The organism is Sphingopyxis sp. H115 (genome assembly GCF_001468465.1).
Lineage (GTDB): Bacteria > Pseudomonadota > Alphaproteobacteria > Sphingomonadales > Sphingomonadaceae > Sphingopyxis.
In genome coordinates this window covers 23,099-42,947 of the sequence record NZ_LNSA01000003.1, presented here as the reverse complement: position 1 = coordinate 42,947, position 19,849 = coordinate 23,099, and the positions used below count along the sequence as shown (strand labels likewise).

Below are 19,849 nucleotides of genomic sequence, written 5' to 3'. Positions count from 1 at the left end.
GAGAGCATGAGCGCCGATAGTCAGGTTTCAGCCATTCGCGTCGATGACCAAGACTTTCTGGTCACCAGCACGATCGAACGCTGTCCCAAGGTCATGATGGTCCGCGAGCTGTTCAAAAACGCTCTTGAAGCGGCCGCTGATGCGCCTGAGGACGGAAAGGTAGAATTCCTTGTCAGCGACGTTCAAGGCACCCCCAAGCTCACGATCTGGAACAACGGTCCTGGGATGGATGAGGAAGAGCTTGCACGGATGACCAATCTCGCGGCGTCCATCCGCAAAGAAAAGGGTCTCGACAAGAATTTCGGAATGGGCGCCAAGGTCGCGTCGCTCCCGTCCAACAAGCGGGGCCTGCGCTACCGCTCCTGCAAGGACGGCCGTGTTCACGAGACCATCCTGTGCGAACGTGAAGGCGTCTACGGTCGCCTACGCCGTTTCGACACCGACGGAAACGACATCGGCGATGTCGTCGAGGTGACGGGGCTGATCGCCAGTGAAGGCGAGCGCTCGCTCGATGCCGACTGGACCGAGGTCACGCTCCTTGGCAACCGGATGGAGCAAAACACTGTCGAGGATCCCTATGACGGCGATCCACTGCAGAAGCGCTTCTGGCTCGCGAACTATCTTTATCACCGCTTTTATACGTTGCCGGGCAACGTTGAAGTTCGGCACATGGAGGGTACACATGCGCGCAAGACTGGGTCGCGGCGGTTCCGGCCGATCTCCGAACGGCGCGAAGAAGGCACCTTCGCCCGCCACGAGACCGCCGAACTGCCGAATGGCATCAAAATCCATTATATCTACGACGAACCGTTCAACGACACCTCGCACAATCGCTCGGTCAGCGGCTCGATCACCTCCGATGTCAGCACCTGCGCGGTTGTCTTTCACGGCGAGATGTACGGGGTCCTGTCGGGTCGTTATTGGACGATCGAGGCGCCCACGTTCGGAATTCCGTTCGGAGCGAAGCACATCTCGGTTCATATCGAACTCCCCGACGATTTCGCTGTGCGTCCGGAAGGATATCGTCAGTTCCTGCGGTATATTGAGGGCGAGCAGGAGCAGGTCGAGGCCAGCGACTTTGCTGTGCAGGTATTGGAGCACCGGCCCGAATGGCTGGTTGACCTCATTCACGCTATGGCACCCAACACGGCAGATTCCAGCGACGAGATACGCGACAAGCTGCAGGAGTTTCTGAACCGTCTACGAGTGCGGTCCAATTCGCCGAAGATTGAAGTCGGCGGTGACCTCTCCGTGAACCCCGGAACGGGAAGGGGAGCGACGCCGACGGGCGCTGGCTCTGGCGGCGGAACATCGGCGCCGCGGCATAAGCCTGACGACCTGACCATCGTGCCTTCGGGCGCTCAGATGGCACGCCTCTCACAGAATCTCGAACGGGCGCCCAAACTTATACCGCTCGACGACAACGAACAGATCGAGGAGAAGCAGATCATCGGCCGCGCCGGGCGTTACTATCCCAAGTCAGGCGAGTTGTTCATCAATATGAAATATCCGGCGGTAGGCGAGATGTTTGACCAGTTGATCAAGGAGTATGCTCATACGCCGGATCCCGAGGTGATGCAGGTCATGGCGAGGGGCCATTCGCGCAATTCGATGATTCAACGCGTCGGCCTCGCCGTGGTGTTCGCGCTCGCGAAACGGTTGAATAAGCAGTGGGACGAGGAAGCCATGAGCAAAGCGTTGGAGCCGGAAAGCCTAAGTCTCGCCGCTGACAACTATTTCGATTCTATGCAAGATGCGCGGCGTTCGCTCGGAAAATCGCTGAAAACCAGCCGGATCGAAATCGAAGAAGAGACCGAGCGCGCGGCTTAAGGCTTGAGTGTTTTCCTATTGGCCATTTTGGCCACAGGAGAACGATCATGGGTAGGTCAGAATTCGACTATTTACCTCCACGACCGGCGTGGAATGCCGGTCGAAAGGTAGGTGCAAAGCGTCCGCTGAAGCCACGACAGATATGGGCAATTCGCTTTCATCTGGATCGGGAGCATCGGCTTCGAGACCGGGCGCTTTTCGATCTTGCGATCGACAGCAAACTGAGAGGCTGCGACCTAGTGAAGATAAAGATCGGCGACCTTGTCGCCGGCGGTGAGTTGAGAACGCGGGCGATGGTCATTCAGCAGAAGACCGGTCGACCGGTGCAGTTCGAAATCATGTCGGATGCACGCGGGAGCCTATTGGCTTGGCTTGAGCGTCGCGGCGGATCGATCGAAGATTACGCGTTTCCAAGCCGCGTCGATCACTCAGCGCATATGAGCACGCGGCAATACGCGCGTCTCGTTGACGAATGGGTTACTGCGGTTGGCCTCCGAAGCGAAGACTACGGAACGCATTCGCTACGCAGAACGAAGGCGTCGATCATTTACAAGGCCACTGGGAATTTGCGTGCCGTGCAAATTCTGCTCGGTCACACCAAGATTGAGAATACGGTTCGATATCTTGGCGTCGACGTCGAAGACGCGCTGACTTTGGCGGAGGGCATCGAAGTCTAGCGCTAAAAACTCGAAATTCTGGGAGCGAACGCTCTGGCGTGCCTTAGAACGTCCGCTCTCCTTTTTTGGTCCCCGAAAGCTGACAGTCTCCAACCGGCCAGTGGCCGTTATTCTAGAGCATCTCGTTTACACCGAGAGGGTCGACTATCGGCCATCACCGTTCTGGCCAGCTCGGATGAAGCTCGTCGATGACATAGGCGTGCGTCGCCTCGCCATTCGCGTGGCTTTCGACCATATGCGGGTGATCAGCGGGTAGATCGTCGTGGCTGTGTTGGACGATCTCAGGATCCTCGCTTGGCCAGATCAGGATCGCGAGCAGCGTTCCGGCAACCGCGAGCGCGGCGCTCGCGGCCAGTGCAGAGTTCATGCCCCAACCGGCACCCACTTGGCCCGCAAGCGGATAGGCAATGAGCCAGCAGATATGGCTGAGCGCGAACTGGGCTGCGAACAGGGCGGGGCGACCTTCCGACCCCGATGAGCGCCGTAGCAGGCGGCCGCCGGGCGTAATGCTCGCGGCGTAGCTGAGACCGAGCGCAAACCAGCCCGCGAGGATGATCGGCCAGCGTTCGGAGGGATCGGAGAGTGACCAGGCAGCCGCGAGTGCCGCGAGGGTAGTGGTCATGAAGAGCGCGGCGCTGATCATGATGCGCCGGTCGGCGATGCGGTCTAGGAGGCGCGGCAACAGGAGCGCAGCGATCATCGAGCCGCCGCCGAACGCGGCGAGGGTGATCGCGACGGCGCTCTGATCGAGGCCGAGCGCCCCGCGCACCAGTACAGGGGTGTTGACGATGACCATCGCGCTCGCGGCCGCGGCGGCCAGCGTGACCGCGAGCAGGCCGCGAAGGCGCGGGGTCTTGAGATATTGCCGGGCGCCGCGGGTCGTCTTGTCCCAGACGCCGCCGGCTTGTGGTTTCGCGGTGGTGCTGGGAAGAGTCACCGACAGCACGAGCAACGCCGAGGCCGCGAAACCGATCGCGGTTCCCGAAAAGAGCCAGTGGAAGTTCATGATGCCGAGCAGCGCGGCGGCGAGTACCGGGCTCGCGAGGCTTTCCATGTCGTAGGCAAGCCGCGAGAGTGAGAGGGCGTTGGTATAGTCCTTCTCTTCGGGAAGGACGTCGGGGATCGTTGCCTGAAAGGTGGGGGTGAAGCCGGCCGAAGCCGATTGCAGGATGAAGATCAGCAGATAGACCTGCCACACCTGGTCGACAAAGGGCAGCACCAGCGCAACGGCGCAGCGAACAAGGTCCATCGCGACGAGAAAGGTCTTGCGCGGCAGGCGGTTCGCATAGGCACCGACCACCGGCGCGATGCCGATATAGGCGACCATCTTGATCGCCATTGCGGTGCCGAGGACGGCGCCGGCATCGGCCCCCGCAATGTCATAGGCGAGGAGGCCGAGCGCGACGGTCGCGAGGCCCGTGCCGACAAGCGCGATGATCTGCGCGAAAAAGAGATGACGGTAGGTGCGGTTCGCGAGCACGTCGAGCATGGATCGATCCTGAATTGATCCTCCGGCCGGGGGTGCCGGCCAGAGGTCGGTTGCCGCGTGTCAGACGACGCGGCGGATGTCGGTATAGGCGCCTTCGGTGCGGAGCGTAATCGTCACCGGCGCGGCCGAACGATTGCGCCAGAACCAGCCGTGCTTGCCGTCGAAGGCCGCGACGAGCTCGCCTTTCTCGCCCGTCGTCTCCTTGCCTTTGCCATAGCCGTGATAATCGACGCCGGGCGCATCGCCATGCGTGTCGAAATTGACCCGGCCGCCCTCGACCGACCAGTCGAACGAGAGTTTTGCCCCGTTCGCCATGGTCGCCTTGATCTCGGCGCCCTGACCGGGGGCGAGCGTGAGCTTCATGGTGTCGGTGCGCTGTCCGGTTTCGGCTGCCTTCGGCGCGGAGGCGCTTGCGGTTGCAACCGCGGCGGGGGCCGCGCCAGCTGCTTCGGCCGCCGCATCCTGAGCGGCTTCTTCGGCGAGTTGTGCCTTGATCTCGCCCATCTGGGTGAGGCCGAGCTGGCGGCCGATGCCCGTCGGGTCGATCGCATATTCGCTGGGAAGGACGACCGTGACGAGGATCGCGCCGGCGGCAACGATCGCAAGGCCGGTGGCGCGGAGGAGCTGACCGGTGGTCGGCAGGTCTTCGAGCTTGGGACGCTGGGAATTGAACATGATGAATTTCCTCTGATTTAGCTGATGGCATAGCCGGCGAGCTGGTAGCCGACGAGCACGAAGCCCGCGGTCATCAGCAGCACGTTGGCGGCGAAGGCATGGCGCATGAAACTGGGGGTGCGGCGCCAGTACCCCATGAGGATCAGGATGGCGCCTAGCGCGAGCAGCTGCCCAATCTCGACGCCGATGTTGAATGCGAGGAGGTTGGGGATCAGCCCCTCATTGGCGATCTCGAACTCGATGATCTTCGTCGCGAGACCGAAGCCGTGGAAGAAGCCGAAGATGAGCGTCGCGGCCTTGGTGTTCGGCTGGAAGCCGAACCAGCGCTGATAGGCGCCGAGATTGTCGAGCGCCTTGTAGACGACCGACAGCCCGATGATCGCGTCGATGACATAAGCATTCGCGCTGATGCCGGTGAGCACACCGAACAGCATCGTCGTCGAATGGCCGATCGCGAAAAGCGTCACATAAAGGCCGATGTCCTTCATCCGGTAGAGGAAGAAGATCACACCGAAGAGGAAGAGCAGATGGTCGTAGCCGGTGACCATATGCTTGGCGCCGAGATAGACGAACGGCCAGAAGAGGACGCCGCTGCTTTCCTGGATATAGCCCTTGTCGCCTTCGGCGACATTGTGGGCCCAGGCTTCGGCGCCAGCTGCGAGGAAGAGGAGGATCAGGCTTGTAGCAAGCAAAAGCCTTCGAGTTGTTGACCCCGGTGGCGCGAGCGTGCGGGTGAACATGGATAGTCTCCTTGAAGGGGAACGCCCCGCGCGCCGAACGGGCACGCGGGGCAAGCGATCAAGCCGGGATGGGCTTGGCCGCTGGGGGCTCGGGTTGGTTTTCTTGCGGCCGGCGTCCGTGAACCATGCGGTAAAGCGCCGGCAGTATGAGCAGCGTCAGGATCGTCGACGAGACGATCCCGCCGATCACTACCGTCGCGAGCGGACGCTGGACCTCGGCGCCCGCGCCGACGTTGAACGCCATCGGCACGAACCCCAGGCTCGCGACGAGTGCCGTCATGAGGACCGGACGAAGGCGGGTGACGGCGCCCTCACGGATCGCTGTCTCCAGCTCGGCTCCGCTTTCACGGAGCTGCTTGATGAAGCTCAGCATCACCACGCCGTTGAGCACTGCGACGCCCGACAGGGCGATGAAGCCCACCCCCGCCGAGATCGACAGCGGCATTCCGCGCAGCAGCAGCGCGGCAACGCCTCCGGTAAGCGCTAGCGGCACCCCCGAGAAGACGATCGCCGCATCCTTGCCCGAGCGGAACAGCAGGTAGAGCAGCCCGAAGATCAGCAGCAGCGCCGCGGGAACCACGAGCTGGAGGCGCTTCGCCGCCGAGATCAGCTGCTCGAACGTGCCGCCATAGGTGATCCAGTATCCGGCTGGCACTTCGACCTCGGAGCCGACCTTGGCCTGCAACTCCTCGATGAAGGAGCCAAGGTCGCGGTCGCGGACGTTAGCAGTTACCACGACGCGGCGCTTGCCGTCCTCGCGGCTGATCTGGTTCGGACCTATCGCAACTTCGACCTTGGCGACGTCGGCGAGGGGAACGAACCCGCGCAGGCCCGTGTCCATCGCCATGCCGGTGGCGGGATTGACCGAAGGACCGCTTCCCGGCAGCGGGATACGGAGCCTTCCGATCTCGTCGACCCGCTCGCGGATATTCTCAGGCAGGCGGACGATGATCGGGAAGCGGCGGTCGCCCTCGAACATCTGCCCCGCCTGGACGCCGCCGATCGAGACGGCGACGGCTTGCTGGACGTCGTTCACATTGAGGCCGAAGCGTGCAAGCGCGCCGCGGTCGGGCGTGATCTGCAGCATCGGCAGGCCGGTGACCTGTTCGACGCTGACATCCTGCGCAACCTCGATTCCGGCGGCGATGCCCTCGATCGACTTGCCCACTTCGAGCAAGGTATCGAGATCGTCGCCGAAGACCTTGATCGCGACATCGGCGCGAACCCCCGAGAGGAGCTCGTTGAACCGCATCTGGATAGGCTGGGTGAACTCGTAATTATTGCCGGGAATCTTCGCGACCGCGGCCTGCATTTCCTTGACGAGCTCGGTCTTGGGTTTGCGCGGATCCGGCCAGTCTTTCCGATCCTTCAGGATGATGAAGGTGTCGGCGACCGAAGGCGGCATCGGATCGGTCGCGACTTCCGCCGTACCGATCTTCGCGACCACCCGGTCGACCTCGGGGAACTGTTTGATCCGTGCTTCGAGCGCGGTCTGCATGCTCACCGCCTGGCTGAGGCTCGTGCCGGGGATGCGCAAGGCATGGAGCGCAATGTCCCCTTCGTCGAGGTTCGGCACGAACTCCGAGCCCATCCGCGTCGCGGCGAACCCCGCTATAGCCACCAGTGCGACCGCGCCGCCGACGAACGCCACCCTCATCTTGAGCGCGGCAGCGAGCGCCGGGGCATAGGCGCGGCGCGCCCAGCCCATAAGCCGGCTTTCCTTCTCCTCGACCTTGCCCTTGACGAAAAGCGCCATGGCGGCGGGGACGAAGGTCAGCGAGAGGATCAGTGCCGCCGTCAGCGCCATCACCACGGTGATCGCCATCGGGTGGAACATCTTCCCCTCGACGCCGGTCAGCGCGAAGATCGGCACATAGACGAGAGCGATGATCAGCACGCCGAACAGCGAAGGGCGGATGACTTCGGAGCTTGCCGAGGCGGCGAGCGCAAAGCGTTCGTCGCGCGTGAGCAGGCGCCCGAACCTGTGCTGCGCTTCGCCAAAACGGCGGAGGCAGTTTTCGACGATGATGACGGCGCCGTCGACGATCAGGCCGAAGTCGAGCGCGCCGAGGCTCATCAGATTCCCCGACACCCCGGCGCGCACCATGCCGGTGATCGTCATGAGCATCGAGATCGGGATGACCGCCGCGGTGATCAGTGCCGCCCTGATATTGCCGAGCAGCAGGAACAGCACCGCGATGACGAGCAGGGCGCCTTCGAGGAGGTTCTTCTCGACGGTCCAGATCGCGCGTTCGACGAGGTTCGTGCGATCGTAGATCGGGACGGCCTTCACGCCAGCGGGAAGCGCCTTGGCGGCGACTTCGAGCCTCTCTGCAGCCGCGCGTGCGACGATCCGGCTGTTCTCGCCGGCCAGCATGAAGACCGTGCCGAGCACCACCTCCTTGCCGTTCTCAGTTGCGGCGCCGGTCCGCAATTCCTCACCGAGGTCAATGTCGGCAACGTCGGCGACGCGGATCGGGATGCCGTTCCGGTTGCTGACGATGATGGCTTTGAGGTCCTCGATGCCATTGGCCTGACCGGGCGTGCGGACGAGATATTGCTCGCCATAGCGCTCGACATAGCCGGCGCCGACATTGTCATTGTTGAGCTCGAGCGCCTGAACGACGTCGCGCAAGGTGAGGCCGTAAGCCGAGAGCCGGGAGGGGATCGGGGTCACATGATATTGGCGCTCATAGCCGCCGATACTGTTGACTTCCGTGACACCCGGCGTGTTGCGGAGCTGCGGCCGGATCACCCAATCTTGAAGAGTGCGCAAATCCTCTGGCGTGTAAGCACCCCCGTCGGGCTTCCGCGCTCCCGGATCGGCCTCGAGCGTGTACATGAAGATTTCGCCAAGACCCGTCGCGATCGGCCCCATTTCGGGCGCGACCCCGGCTGGGAGCTGTTCGCGCGCCGATTGCAGCCGCTCGTTGACGAGTTGCCGCGCGAAATAAATGTCGGTCCCATCGTCGAACACCGCGGTGACCTGGCTCAAACCGTAACGTGAAATTGACCGGGTATATTGGAGGCCGGGCAGGCCCGCGATCGCGGTCTCGACCGGGAAGGTCACCCGCTGTTCAGCCTCGAGCGGCGAGAAGCCCGGCGCCTCGCTGTTGATCTGGACCTGGACGTTGGTGATGTCGGGGGTGGCGTCGATCGGCAGCTTCTGGAAGCTCCAGACGCCGATCGCGCAGAGGAGCAGGACGACGGCGAGGACCGCCCAACGGAAGCGGATCGCACCGGCGATGAGGCGCTCGAGCAGCGCCGGCTTGCCCGAAGGCGGAGCGGGCTCGGGAACGGTCTCAGTGGTCATGGCTCGCTCCCGACTTGTCGATGTCGGCCCGGATCAGGAACGCGCCATCGGAGACATATTGGGTTCCGGGCTCCAGCCCGCCGAGGACTTCGGTCCACTCGGGCGTGCGCCGTCCGATTTCGAGCATTCGGACTTCATACGTGTTGCCGACCTTGGCGAAGACGACTTCGAAGTCGCGGAAGCGCTGGATCGCCTTGGTGCGGACTGCGAGCGGCACGTTGGCCTGTGCGACTGCGAAGCTGCCTTCGACGGCCATGCCGGGGCGGAATGTTCGCGCGGCCACGCGCGGCAGATGGACGTGGGCGAGCAGCGTCTGGCTCGCGACATCGGCGGTCGGCACCACGGCTTCGACAACGCTCTCGATCGTGCCTTCTCCCGACAGACTTTTGAGCATGACCGGCTGGCCGACGCGAACCCGCTCGGCGTCGCGCGGATAGACGAAGAACTCGGCGTGGAGGTTGGTTGGATCGGCAATAGCGAACAGCGCGCGGTCGCCGGTGGTGTCGCCGACATTCACATTCTTCTCGACGATCGTGCCGCTGATCGGCGCGGTGATCGTATAGACCTGAAGCGAATGGCTCGACTCGACGCGGGCCAGGACTTGGCCGCGTCGGACCTGTTGGCCGATCTTGCCGCTGAGCGACACGATCAGTCCTGGCAGGCGGGCGCGGACCTCGGCGCGGCCTTCGGGGGTCACCTCGACCCGGCCGCCCATGTCGATGAGCTCGCTGACCGTCGCGGCGCCCGCCGTTTCGATCTTGATCCCGCCGGCCTTGGCGGCCTCGGGGGTAATCGTCGTGCGGCCCTCATAGGACTGATAGGCCCATTTATGATTGCGGCCGCCTTCCGACGCCTGCACGCGGACATCGAAGCTGTGCGGCTCGGTCACGACGCCATTGCCGCGCAGGAAGTCGTCCTGCGGCGCGAAGGCGAATTTGTCGATCTTGTTGCCCAGGCGAACAAGCTCCATGGTCAGCTGGACTTCGCCCGGCTTAACTGGCTTGTCATCGCGATAGGCGTAAACGCGGAATTCGGGATCGACGCCATCTTCAAAGATGGTGATCTCGAGCGCGAAATTGCCGTCGCGGAGCATTCGGCCGCGATGCGGCCCGCGCTCATATTCGCCGGCCGCGGCCTTGGCACCTTCCTTTTCGGGTGTAGCGGTGTTGCCGCAGGCGGCGAGAAGGGTGAGGGCAATGACCGATGCCGCCCCCAGCAGATATTTGGTCATCGGATCGTCTCCATCGTGGCAAGAAGGGGCGTGTGGCGACCGGTGAGACGGTCGAGCCTTACGCCGAGCAAATGAAAGCGCCGGAGCAGTTCGACGCGGCGCGTCTGCGCCTCGTTCACGGCGGTCTGCGCCTGCGCATATTCAAGGAAGGTGAAAGCGGTGCCGCCGCGTGCAAGCCCGTCGCGGATCAGCCGCGTCGCGCGATTTGCGCTCGGCAGCACTTCGGCATCGATCCGCTTCACTTCGGCCGCGATCAGGCGGCGGTCCGCGATCAGCTTGTCGATCTCGCGTTCGATCTCGATCCGTGCGACCGCGACATCCGCTTCGATGGCGCGCTGGTCGGCCTCGGCGCGGATCACATTGCCGCGGTTCGCCGCCTTGGTTCCGAGCGGAATCGAGCCGCCGACCATCACCGCGAAGTCGTTGCCTTCGCCGAAATGACGCAGGCCGACACGCCCGCTGGGGTCGGCGACATTGCCGCTCTCCGCGAGCTTAACCTTGGCACCAGCCGCCGCGAGCTCGGCGTTCAGCACTGCGACATCGACCGAATCTCCGCCCGCCGGAACGGAGAACTCGACATTCTGGAACAGCGCCGGATCGAGTTTGAATTCTCCCGTTCCACCCCACCAGGCCGCCAATGCGGAGCGGGCGATACGGGCATTCTCGCGTGCCTGTTCGACCGCAATCTCGGCCTGCGTCACGTTGGTGCGCGCTCGCTCGGCGGCGAACCACGGATCGAGCGCGCCGGTGACCCGCTTTACGACATCGAGTTCGACGCGCTTCAGATCGGCGAGCCGCGCCTCGGCAATGGGAATAGCCGCCTCGGCGGCGAGCGCCTCGACCCACGCCGCTTGTACCCGTGCAAGCCGGTCGAGCAGGCGGACGCGGTTTTGCGCACCGACAACAGCGACGTCGGCGCGCGCGGCGCCGATGCGCGCCTCGCGCTTGCCGCCGCGCTCCCAGGTTCGCTCGTACCAGCCGGTGGTTTGCGAGCGATTGAGCGGAGAATAGGGACCGGTGCCCGCAAAATCCTCGAAGTCGACCCCGACGACATCGCGCGGTCGGACGTCGGCCTGCAATATGGCGGCGTCCGCGGCCTCGAGGCGCGCGGCGTTCGCGGCAATGGCGGGATCGCTTGTCGCGACGCGCGATAGCGCTTCGTCGAGACCTAGATTTTGCGCCCAGACAGGCTGTGCGCTCGCAGCCAGCAGGACGCCTCCGGAGAGCAGGGCCCTGCGGATAGCATGCGCGCCGAGGCGCGCTCGAGATTTGAAGTACATGTGATAATGGCCTCGCTGAAAGGCATGGGAACATCCCACGCCTCAGGAGGCGCGGGAACTCAGGCGGTCAGCGAGCCAAGTCTGGGAGGGCGCTCGGGCCCGATGGGTCTCAGGCCCGCGAATTGCCGGTCCTTGCCGATGCCATGCAGCGCTGCGCTGACCGCAATTGCTGCCGCCACCGCCGCATTCGGCACGAGTAGATTGGGTCCGGTATCGCCATGATGATGATGTCCGCCCGCCAAATGGTCGGCGCGCGTTCCTTCGTCATCGGCAGGCGCATCGTCATGATGATCGGCATGCTCGTCGTGACTGTCATGCACCGCGTCGAGCGTAAAATTACCGACATCGCCATGGTCGTGCGAGATCATGAAGGCCGGGCTGTGCTGGATCTGGTCGGCCGCCTTCGCCGGCACCGCCGCCGCATAGGCGATCATCAGCGCGACGCAGAGTGCCGCGATCAGACGGTCGAAAAGGGCAGTCGAACGGATCACCCCAAAGCGTGTAATTGGGAGGCCGCCAGTTGGCAACCCGGCGGGGCGGACATCAGCGCCGAATTGAAAGAGCGGGCATAGGCCAGCGCGCCGCGAGGCTGGAAACTCTGTCTTCCTTTTGTCCGCGCGGGCGATATAGCTGCGCGAACGGGCAATGCGGACGCCCGTCCAGGCGGGAAGCCGCCCAAGTTCCGCTCCACGGGCCGCGATTCGCGGCAGGAGCGCGCTTGGCATGACGACGTCCGAACCTTCACCGCCGACCCTTAGTCTCACACGGCTGTTCCTGAAATTTCTTCGTTTCGGCTGCCTCGCCTTCGGCGGCCCCGTCGCACAAATCGCGATGGTGCGGCACGCCCTCGTCGAGGAGGAGCGTTGGATATCGCCCGCGCGCTTCAACCGGCTGTTGGCGGTCATGCAGATTCTTCCGGGGCCGGAGGCGCACGAGCTTTGCGTCCATCTCGGCATGGTGGCGCGTGGCCGGATCGGCGGGCTGCTTGCCGGGCTCGGCTTCATGCTGCCCGGCTTCTTCCTGATGCTTCTCGCGGCATGGCTTTATGAAGGCTGGATCGTCGGCTTACCCGGCGCAGCCAGCATCTTTTTCGGAATTCAGGTTGTGGTGCTCGCGATCATCCTGCGTGCCGTGCACCGGATCGGCAGTCATATTCTCGAAGATCTGTTGCTCTGGATCATTGCCGCGGCGAGCTTTGCGGCCACGCTCGCCGGGGTTTCATTCTGGATACCGCTTCTGGCTGGCGGGCTGGTCTATGCGATATCGGAAAGGCGGACGATCGCCGTGCTTATCGCCCTCGCTGCGGTGGCACTGGGTTTCGTCATTCCGGCAGCCAACCCGTTTCAACCGGTCACCTCCGGAGGCGCGGGCGGGACGGTCACGGCGCTCGCGCTCTTCGCGGCAGGGTTGAAGGGCGGCATGTTGACCTTCGGGGGCGCTTATACGGCCATTCCCTATGTCAGAGCCGACACCGTTGGGCGGGGCTGGCTCTCCGATGGCTCGTTTCTCGATGGTGTCGCTCTTGCGGGCGTCTTGCCGGCGCCGCTTGTCATATTCGCGACTTTCGCGGGTTATGTCGCAGGCGGATGGGCAGGTGCCATCGCCATCACGGCGGGCATGTTCCTCCCAGCCTTTGCCTTCTCGATGATCTTCTTCGAGCGCCTCGAAGCCGTGATCGAGAATCCGGCACTGCACGGGCTTCTCGCTGGCGTGGCCGCCGCCGTGGTTGGCGTGATCGCCGCTACGCTAGTTCAATTGGGCTGGTCGACCGTCGCCCGGGCATCGAGTATATTATTGCCAGTGCTGCTCTTCGTCGCTGCGCTCATTCTCGTCTGGCGGCTCAAGGGGAAGTTCGTCCTGCCCGCGCTCGTCATCGCCGGCGGCATTGCGGGCTGGCTATTGGGTCTGTGATGCCATGATAGGCGCCCGTGCCGATTGCCCTTTTGGGGGAGGTCGGATGTCATCAATGGATAGCGGAGCCGATGCGGCCTTAATAGCGTCCGGCGCGGCTGCACAACATGACGCCTTTGACTATCTTGATGCGCCCCGCCACCTGCTCAATTTTGACCGATTCGACGATGCATTTTTGGATTCGAACTGTGGTTATTTTTGACCCAGCACACAGGGAGTGTGGGGGTAAATGTGGGGATAGAAAAATTTATCTGGAAAATAAAGATAATAAAATCAATAGTTAGTCTACTGGTTCGATACAAGCCCTGCCACCATCTCCCCGACATCGCGATCGAACCAGCCCTTCCTGGCTGGACCGCGTCGGCAAGCGACGCTGGCGGGCTCGAATCCAGCCCTGCCGCCACCCTGTGGTCCGAGGATATCTCCTAAAATTGCTGGAAGCCTGTGCCGGCCGATCCTGCGACCTTCGCAACCCGAAGATCATCCCCAAGCTCGGCAGCCGCAGCAACGTCCTTCACATTCTAACACTCGGGAGCCGCGCATGGTCGCTTCGAGACTATTTGCCTCCAGATTAGACAGTAATTTTAGATGCCTATTCTTCGCGGCGGAAAGAATGATACGGCAGCCAGAAGCTCCGCGAGTGGCCGACAGTGCGCGGCGCTGGTTCGAATTTGAGGTTTAGATAAGGGACGCATGTCGGACGCGGACGAAGCGAATGTGGCCGAACACGCGTCCGCCGCGGAGGCAGTTCAACTTTTGCCCGAGAAGCCGCTCGACCCTTCGCTTATCTGTTTCGTTCTTCTGGCGAAATTTCTCGGGACGCCCGCTGATCCCGCGCGGATGATCCATGACCGCGGGCGGGGCGAAGAGCCTCGGGGCGTCGAGGACTTCGCTCGGATATCGAGGCGGCTTGGGTTAATCGCCAAGATCCGCACGTCGAAGCTCGACGAGCTTCCTAAGCTCCCCCGTTCCCGCACTCGCAGAATGCCGGTCGGGTACGAATGTCATTCTCCCCAAGATCGAGGATGCGAGCCTGACGCCTCGCTATCTTGTCCAGCGCGGCGATTCCGAACGACCCGAAATCTAGACCGCCGAAGAAGGCACTGAACGCTTCTCCGGCCGGTCTCCTACAGGATTTAGTTGGAGCACGCGCGATGGCTTGGCTTGCATTGATCGCGCTACTTTTCCAGAGACATGGCGCGGGACAGAGCGGATTGAGTGCAGCCAGTTTCCGGCTATGAAAAGTCCATGGGGGTAGACGACGACGAATCCGGCAGGTGGCGTTTCGGCGCGATTCTGTTCGACGAAGCGGATGGGCGGCTGACTGTCGACGGGCAATCCGTCGAGATCGATCGCAGTTGCGCGGCGCTGCTCGCGGCGCTTGTCCGTCATGCCGACGAGCCTCTTGGCAAGGATTATTTGCTGGAAACGGGCTGGCCGGGACGGGCCGTTCACGAAAATTCGCTCGCCAAGGCGATCGGGCGACTGCGCCAGGCGCTGGGTGATGATGGCTGGCGTATCGAGGCGGTCTATGGGCATGGCTATCGGTTCGTCCAAGATACCGACAAGGCGCCGACGCCTTCAACGCCTTCGAACCCGTCGCCGCCGTGGCGCCGCCCGCGTGTCCTCCTCGCGCTGGTCGCGATCGTCGGGATTTGCGCGCTGCTCGCCGCCGCCCTCTTCCGTGCTCAGCCGAACGAGTCGGCGCTTAAGATCGGGGAAGCGCCCGACGTCATGGGCCGTATCCTGTGGGTCGACGATCATCCCGAAAATAATGCGAAGGAAAGGCGCTTTCTGGAACGGCGATGCATGGCGGTCTATAGCGTCACGTCGAGCGAGGATGCGCTGAAGCTGCTCGCCATGTATCGCTACGACGCGGTGGTGTCGGACATGGGGCGCCACGGCAATCCGCTCGCCGGGTTGGAGCTTGTACAAGCGATGCGCGCGCGCGGCGATCACACGCCCTTTTATCTCTATACGATCATGCCGTCGCAGGCGCAGCGCGACCTGCTGGCGGAGCACGGCGGGCAGGGGGTCGCGGTGACTTCGGACGGGCTGTACAGTTTCCTGCTCCCGGCCCGCGACGATCGATAATGCCTGCGCCCGGCGCATTGTGCCGCACCGTTTTGCGGCTATGACAAGGACATGGGGGTAAACGACAGCGAATCCGGCCGGTGGCGGTTCGGCCACACCCTGTTCGATGAAGCGGCCGGTCGCCTGACCGTCGCCGGCCAGGCCGTTGAGATCGATCGCAGCTGCGCCGCGCTGCTTGCCGCGTTGCTGCGCCACGTCGATGCACCGCTCGGCAAGGACGAACTGCTCGAAACTGGCTGGCCGGGCCGTGTCGTCCACGAAAATTCGCTGGCCAAGGCGATCGGTCGGCTGCGGCAGGCGCTGGGCACCGATGGCGCGCGAATCGAGGCGGTTTATGGCAGTGGCTATCGGCTGACCGGTCCGGTCCGGCGTCTCACGGACTTGGCGGCTGGCTCCGCGGCGGGCAGCGGCCTCGTGACGCGGCTTCGTGCGCGCCTGTTCGGTGACCGGCGCCGCGCGACCACGAGTGCTGCGGTGGCGATCGCGGCGATCGGCCTGGCCGCGGCGGGATTTGCCGCATGGTGGGTCCTTTCCGCGCGCGCACAATTGGCCGAACAGGAACGCGAGGTCGAGGTGCTGCTCGCCTTTCTGTCTTCCGACCTACTGGCGTCCGCCGATCCCTATGCACCGGGGTATCGCGACCAGTCGGTGCGGCAAGTCGTCGAACGCTCTGCCGCGACGATCGACAATCGGCTGCGCAACGATCCCGCCGCGCGCGCGATTCTACACCGCACCGTCGCGCAAGCCTTTTCGGGCTGGGGCGAATATGAAAAGGCAGTGAGCCATTTCGATCGGGCGCAGGTGCTTAACACACGGCTGCACGGCGCGATGGCGCGCCAGAATGTCCCCGTCGATATCGGCCTGTGCCAAAATCTGCGGCTGGCAGGCGAAACGCGCCGCGCCGAACGCATCTGTCTGCGTGCCGAACAGGTCGCCCGCGCGACACGCTCGTCGCAGCTGCGCGCGGCGCAAATCACCCGCGCCAAGTTGCAATTCGAAATCGGCGAATATGACGCGGCGGCCGCGGCACTCGCGGGCGTGCTGCAACATGCCAAAGGCTTATCGGCTGCCGAACGCGCCGACGCCGAATGGTTCAACGCGCTCAGCCTGCGCAAGCTGGCGCGCTTCGACCTAGCCGAAGGCGCGTTCCGGCGGCATCTTACGATTCGGCAGACGACGCTGGGTGATGCCCATCCGCTGACCGGCTGGGCGCATGCCGACTATGGCGATTTCCTGGTGTCGGCGGGGCAATTTGCGAAGGCGGAGGAGCATCTGGAGCGCGCCCAAACGATTTTCGATGCGTCGCTGGGCGCCGATCATCCCGAATCGCTGTCGCCCGACTATAGCCGCGGCATCGCTGCCCTGTGGCAGCGCGATTGGGCCGGCGCTCGTGCGATCCTGCGCCCGCTGCTCGCGCGTTATCGCGAAAGCCTGGGATCGGACCATTTCTGGACGCTTTATGCGATGAGCGAACTGGCGCTGGCCGAGGCGCGAACGGGCGAGGAAGATCGCGCCGCCGCACTGCTGCGCGAAGCGCGGCAGACGGGCGCCCGCGTGCTTTATGGTCGCGAGGGCAAAGCGGCGCATTTCCATATGCGTTGGGCGCGCGCTCTGGCGGCATTGGGCAAGACCGACGAGGCCGAGGACGAACGCCGCCGCGCGGCGCAGGCGATGGATCGCAGCGGTTTTATGCCCGACCATCCGTGGCGCGCGCGTCTGCATTGCCTGTCGGCGCGGATCGCGCTGGCGCGGCGCGACGAGGCGGCGGCCCGGCAGTCGGCGCGGACTTGCCTGTCGGCTCTGGACGCCGCTGACCGCTTGCCGCCGACCTATCCGGCGCTGGCCGAAGCGAAAAGGATCGCCGGACGGGATGCGCGCGCGATGCGGTGATGGACGGCAACCTTCTGAAAAGGCTGCAGTTCATAATTTTCAGAATCGGCCGGTAAGATATTTCAGTCTTTTTCAGCGGCCGGGCAAAGATTTTCAGCAGCGGCGTCAGCTAGCCGACACTCCATCGTTCAACGTGGAGGGAAAGTCGTCATGGCATCGAAAACTGGATCGCGCCGGTTCATTTTTTCTGCACTGACATTGGCGGTCGTGCTTGCGGGAGCCGGCTACACCACCGGGATTCCGGTCGCGAGCGAAGCAAGAGCGCAGCCGTCGAGCTGTTACCGCACCTTCTGGCCGAACGGCCGCGCAGTGGAGATGGAGGCGTGTGAATATGAAGGCGGCGGTTCGGGATATACGATCCTTCGCAATAACACGAACCGCGACATGTCTGTCTGCTGGACGCTTCATTTTAACAACGGCAGGTCCTCCCGTGCCTGCAAGCTCGTAGTCAGGAGCCGTGAGGAGTCGAAAGGCTCCTGCTATCTTTGCAGTCACAAGAACAGCGGTGGCTTGGTCAACATTACGTGGCGCAAGGTCGAGCCGGTGCGGTGAGAGGTGCGAGTGCATTGACGGCCCTGATTTGCGCGGCGGCGGCTCCGGGAGCCTCGGCGCAGGATGCGCGCTGGGCGGTGCGGACGGTCGACGCCACGGGGCGCAGCGAGGCGGGCGGTTGCGCCGCAGCGCGCGCACGGGCGGTGGCGGAGGCGCGCAAATATCTGGGGCTGAACATTCGCACCTGCGCCTGCGCGCCCGTTGCGTCGAAAGGCGACGGCCCGTCGGCAGGCTATCGATGTCGGGTGACATATGAAGTTCTGGTTCGAACGGGTTTAAACTGAGGGAGCGATTTGTCATGAAGCCGATCACTCGTATTTTTGCCATTGCCGCGATGCCGGCAACGCTCGTCGGCCCTGCCGCGACCGCTGCGGCGCAGAGCGGCGTCAGCTATTATCATTGTCACGTCGCCAATTATTATTCCAAGGGCGGAAAGAATGGCGGTAGCCGGGTGGTTTTTTACCACTCCGCCTTGTTTCCCGCAGCGAAGGCAATGGACTTGTCCACTCGCAGCGAGATCGAGGCCAGCCTGCTCCGCTATGTCGAGGGCAAATACCCCGCCGCCGACAGGGTATATGAAAAGCGTTGCGTAGAGAAGGGGGACAAGGCGCATGCCGAGAAGCTCTACCGCTATCAAACGACCAAATCTCTATACGAGCATGTCATGACCGGATGGCGCCCGGGTGGCCGATAGGGTTGGCCCGTGGCGGGGTGAGGGGTGCGCTTGCAGACCGTGCCGCCAGGCAAGCCATGGGATTCTCATTTAGCGTGTTCAAACTGGTCGCGTTCAAACGGATGGAAAGGAAGCCGGCATGACGAAGGCAATATGGGGTGCCGCGGCACTTTGTGCGTTGACGTTTTCGGGGGGCGCTCTCGCGAAAGAAGGCAGCGTCTATCAAACCAAGGGTCGCGGCTATGGCGAAACGCAGGGCGATGCCTGTACGACCGCCCGGCGCGTTGCCCTGAGCTATGCGGACAGCCCCCGACACCATCAGGCTTATAGTTCGTGCAACTGCGGACAAGCGGCGTTCAGCAAGGGCTCAAAATACAAGCATGTCTGTACGGTCATTTCCTACAACCGCACGCCCGACCGACCCGATCGTCCGAAAGGCAGCGCTGCTCCGAGGTAACGAACCTCGTGACGCTGCGAGGCCGAAATCATCCGTCATGAAAGGAGAATTGCGATGAAGCGCATTTTGTTTTCCGTCGGCGCGCTCGGCGCTGCGTTCGCGGCGCAGGCGATTGCTGCCGAAGAGGTGAAGAAGGTCCACGGCTATGGCGATACGCACGAACAGGCCTGTTACCGCGCCACCGCCAGCGGGCTGCGCGTCTATAGCGACGTGAAGGTTCTGGGCTTCGGCAAGTGCGGCGACTGCACCGAGCGGAACCGCCGCGAGGGCCGCTACCTTTGCTCGGTCAACATCTATTACGAGCCGCGGCGCTGACAGTCTTCGATCACGATTATTGATCGGCGAGTTCGCATTGAAGGAAAGGAAATACCATGAAAATGGCGTTTGTCGCCGCGGTGCTGGGCATCGCCATGGCTTCCAGTCCGGCCCAGGCAGAGGTGAGGAAGAGCGGGGGGCAGGGCGATACGGTCGAAAAAGCCTGCGCCGCGGCCGAACGCAATGCCCGAAGCGTTCACGGCAAGCGCTTCAGGAGCGTTGGCACCTGCGGCGAGTGCAAGACGCGAGACGTCCGGACGAGGCGCGATGGGACGCGCGTCATTCACAGTTGCTATGTCGATGTCTATCTCGACTGAGGCGGGCGGCATTGGCGTCGGGGTGGCGCTGGCGTTGTTTTTCTTGCCCGCCGCCGCCGCGGCTCAATCGCTTTCCGATGGCGATTATGAGCAATGCTCGATCTATCGCGACGGGCGCTTCGTCGGGCACGACAGCGTCTGCCTCGAGCGCAAGCGCGCGGCGATCCGGCGGCTGGAGAATGATGAGGACTACCGTCCCCGCTACCGGCGCGGCGGCTATGAGCGCCGCTATTCCTCCGCCTATCGCTGTCCCCAATGGGCCAATGGCGGGCGCGGCTTCAACGCAACCTGGTATTCGGACGGCCGCCCGCCTTCGCTGACGGGCACCTATACCTATGACGCGACGCTCGACGGCCGTCCCTGCATTCCGCACCCGGCCTATTATGGATCGGGCTATCCCTGAAG

19 protein-coding genes are annotated in these 19,849 nt (G+C 63.4%); 12 read left to right on the top strand and 7 right to left on the bottom strand.

Translation table 11 applies throughout. The features are described 5' to 3' along the window. Positions 1-6 precede the first annotated feature (6 nt). Together ATE71_RS03135 and ATE71_RS03130 are read left to right on the top strand one after the other, a co-directional pair. The gene (locus tag ATE71_RS03135; protein ID WP_058802001.1) at positions 7-1,830 is read left to right on the top strand and encodes an ATP-binding protein; all 1,824 of its coding nucleotides are present in this window, start codon (positions 7-9) and stop codon (positions 1,828-1,830) included. A 47-nt stretch (positions 1,831-1,877) separates the two neighbouring features. Then, positions 1,878-2,507, top strand: coding sequence for a tyrosine-type recombinase/integrase (locus ATE71_RS03130; protein WP_058802000.1), 630 nt, complete (start codon positions 1,878-1,880; stop codon positions 2,505-2,507). A gap of 154 nt (positions 2,508-2,661) precedes the next feature. On the opposite strand, the gene ATE71_RS03125 is transcribed toward ATE71_RS03130, so the two are convergent. The 7 genes from ATE71_RS03125 to ATE71_RS03095 are packed head-to-tail and all read right to left on the bottom strand — an operon-like array spanning position 2,662 to position 11,726. Beyond that, positions 2,662-3,996: an MFS transporter gene (locus tag ATE71_RS03125; RefSeq protein ID WP_058801999.1), complete on the bottom strand. Its 1,335-nt coding sequence runs from the start codon at positions 3,994-3,996 to the stop codon at positions 2,662-2,664. A 60-nt stretch (positions 3,997-4,056) separates the two neighbouring features. Then, positions 4,057-4,671 (bottom strand): hypothetical protein, encoded by a 615-nt coding sequence (locus ATE71_RS03120; protein WP_058801998.1) that lies wholly within the window; start codon positions 4,669-4,671, stop codon positions 4,057-4,059. 17 nt (positions 4,672-4,688) lie between these two features. After that, positions 4,689-5,411, bottom strand: coding sequence for a HupE/UreJ family protein (locus ATE71_RS03115; RefSeq protein ID WP_082665053.1), 723 nt, complete (start codon positions 5,409-5,411; stop codon positions 4,689-4,691). Positions 5,412-5,469: 58 nt separating this feature from the next. Continuing rightward, a complete protein-coding gene (locus ATE71_RS03110) occupies positions 5,470-8,673 on the bottom strand; it encodes an efflux RND transporter permease subunit (protein WP_152998636.1) in 3,204 nt (1,067 codons plus the stop codon). Between the two features lie 40 nt (positions 8,674-8,713). Further along, positions 8,714-9,955, bottom strand: coding sequence for an efflux RND transporter periplasmic adaptor subunit (locus ATE71_RS03105; RefSeq protein WP_058801995.1), 1,242 nt, complete (start codon positions 9,953-9,955; stop codon positions 8,714-8,716). Further along, on the bottom strand, positions 9,952-11,235 hold the full coding sequence (locus tag ATE71_RS03100) for a TolC family protein (RefSeq protein WP_058801994.1): 1,284 nt from the start codon (positions 11,233-11,235) through the stop codon (positions 9,952-9,954). The genes ATE71_RS03105 and ATE71_RS03100 overlap by 4 nt, the downstream gene beginning before the upstream one ends. A 59-nt stretch (positions 11,236-11,294) precedes the next feature. Beyond that, positions 11,295-11,726, bottom strand: coding sequence for a hypothetical protein (locus ATE71_RS03095; RefSeq protein WP_058801993.1), 432 nt, complete (start codon positions 11,724-11,726; stop codon positions 11,295-11,297). Between the two features lie 232 nt (positions 11,727-11,958). On the opposite strand from ATE71_RS03095, the gene chrA reads away from it, so the two are divergent. From chrA to ATE71_RS03060, 10 genes are all read left to right on the top strand, one after another. After that, the gene (gene chrA, locus ATE71_RS03090) at positions 11,959-13,146 is read left to right on the top strand and encodes a chromate efflux transporter (protein WP_058801992.1); all 1,188 of its coding nucleotides are present in this window, start codon (positions 11,959-11,961) and stop codon (positions 13,144-13,146) included. 46 nt (positions 13,147-13,192) lie between these two features. Beyond that, positions 13,193-13,348: a hypothetical protein gene (locus tag ATE71_RS22395; protein ID WP_160328001.1), complete on the top strand. Its 156-nt coding sequence runs from the start codon at positions 13,193-13,195 to the stop codon at positions 13,346-13,348. A gap of 1,046 nt (positions 13,349-14,394) precedes the next feature. Next, positions 14,395-15,240: a winged helix-turn-helix domain-containing protein gene (locus tag ATE71_RS03085; RefSeq protein WP_058801991.1), complete on the top strand. Its 846-nt coding sequence runs from the start codon at positions 14,395-14,397 to the stop codon at positions 15,238-15,240. A gap of 51 nt (positions 15,241-15,291) precedes the next feature. Then, complete coding sequence (locus tag ATE71_RS03080) at positions 15,292-17,130, top strand: tetratricopeptide repeat protein (RefSeq protein ID WP_058801990.1); 1,839 nt, start codon at positions 15,292-15,294, stop codon at positions 17,128-17,130. 150 nt (positions 17,131-17,280) lie between these two features. Then, a complete protein-coding gene (locus ATE71_RS21990; protein WP_152998624.1) occupies positions 17,281-17,682 on the top strand; it encodes a hypothetical protein in 402 nt (133 codons plus the stop codon). 14 nt (positions 17,683-17,696) lie between these two features. Then, positions 17,697-17,966, top strand: a complete 270-nt coding sequence (locus ATE71_RS21985) for a hypothetical protein (protein ID WP_152998623.1) — start codon at positions 17,697-17,699, stop codon at positions 17,964-17,966. 14 nt (positions 17,967-17,980) lie between these two features. Continuing rightward, entirely contained in the window at positions 17,981-18,376 is a 396-nt protein-coding gene (locus tag ATE71_RS03075; protein WP_058801989.1) for a hypothetical protein, read from the top strand. Between the two features lie 490 nt (positions 18,377-18,866). Continuing rightward, the gene (locus tag ATE71_RS03070) at positions 18,867-19,127 is read left to right on the top strand and encodes a hypothetical protein (RefSeq protein ID WP_058801988.1); all 261 of its coding nucleotides are present in this window, start codon (positions 18,867-18,869) and stop codon (positions 19,125-19,127) included. A gap of 56 nt (positions 19,128-19,183) precedes the next feature. After that, positions 19,184-19,444 carry a hypothetical protein gene (locus tag ATE71_RS03065; protein ID WP_058801987.1) on the top strand — a complete coding sequence of 87 codons (261 nt, stop codon included), beginning with the start codon at positions 19,184-19,186 and terminating at the stop codon, positions 19,442-19,444. Beyond that, on the top strand, positions 19,428-19,847 hold the full coding sequence (locus tag ATE71_RS03060; protein WP_152998622.1) for a hypothetical protein: 420 nt from the start codon (positions 19,428-19,430) through the stop codon (positions 19,845-19,847). The genes ATE71_RS03065 and ATE71_RS03060 overlap by 17 nt, the downstream gene beginning before the upstream one ends. Positions 19,848-19,849 lie beyond the last annotated feature (2 nt).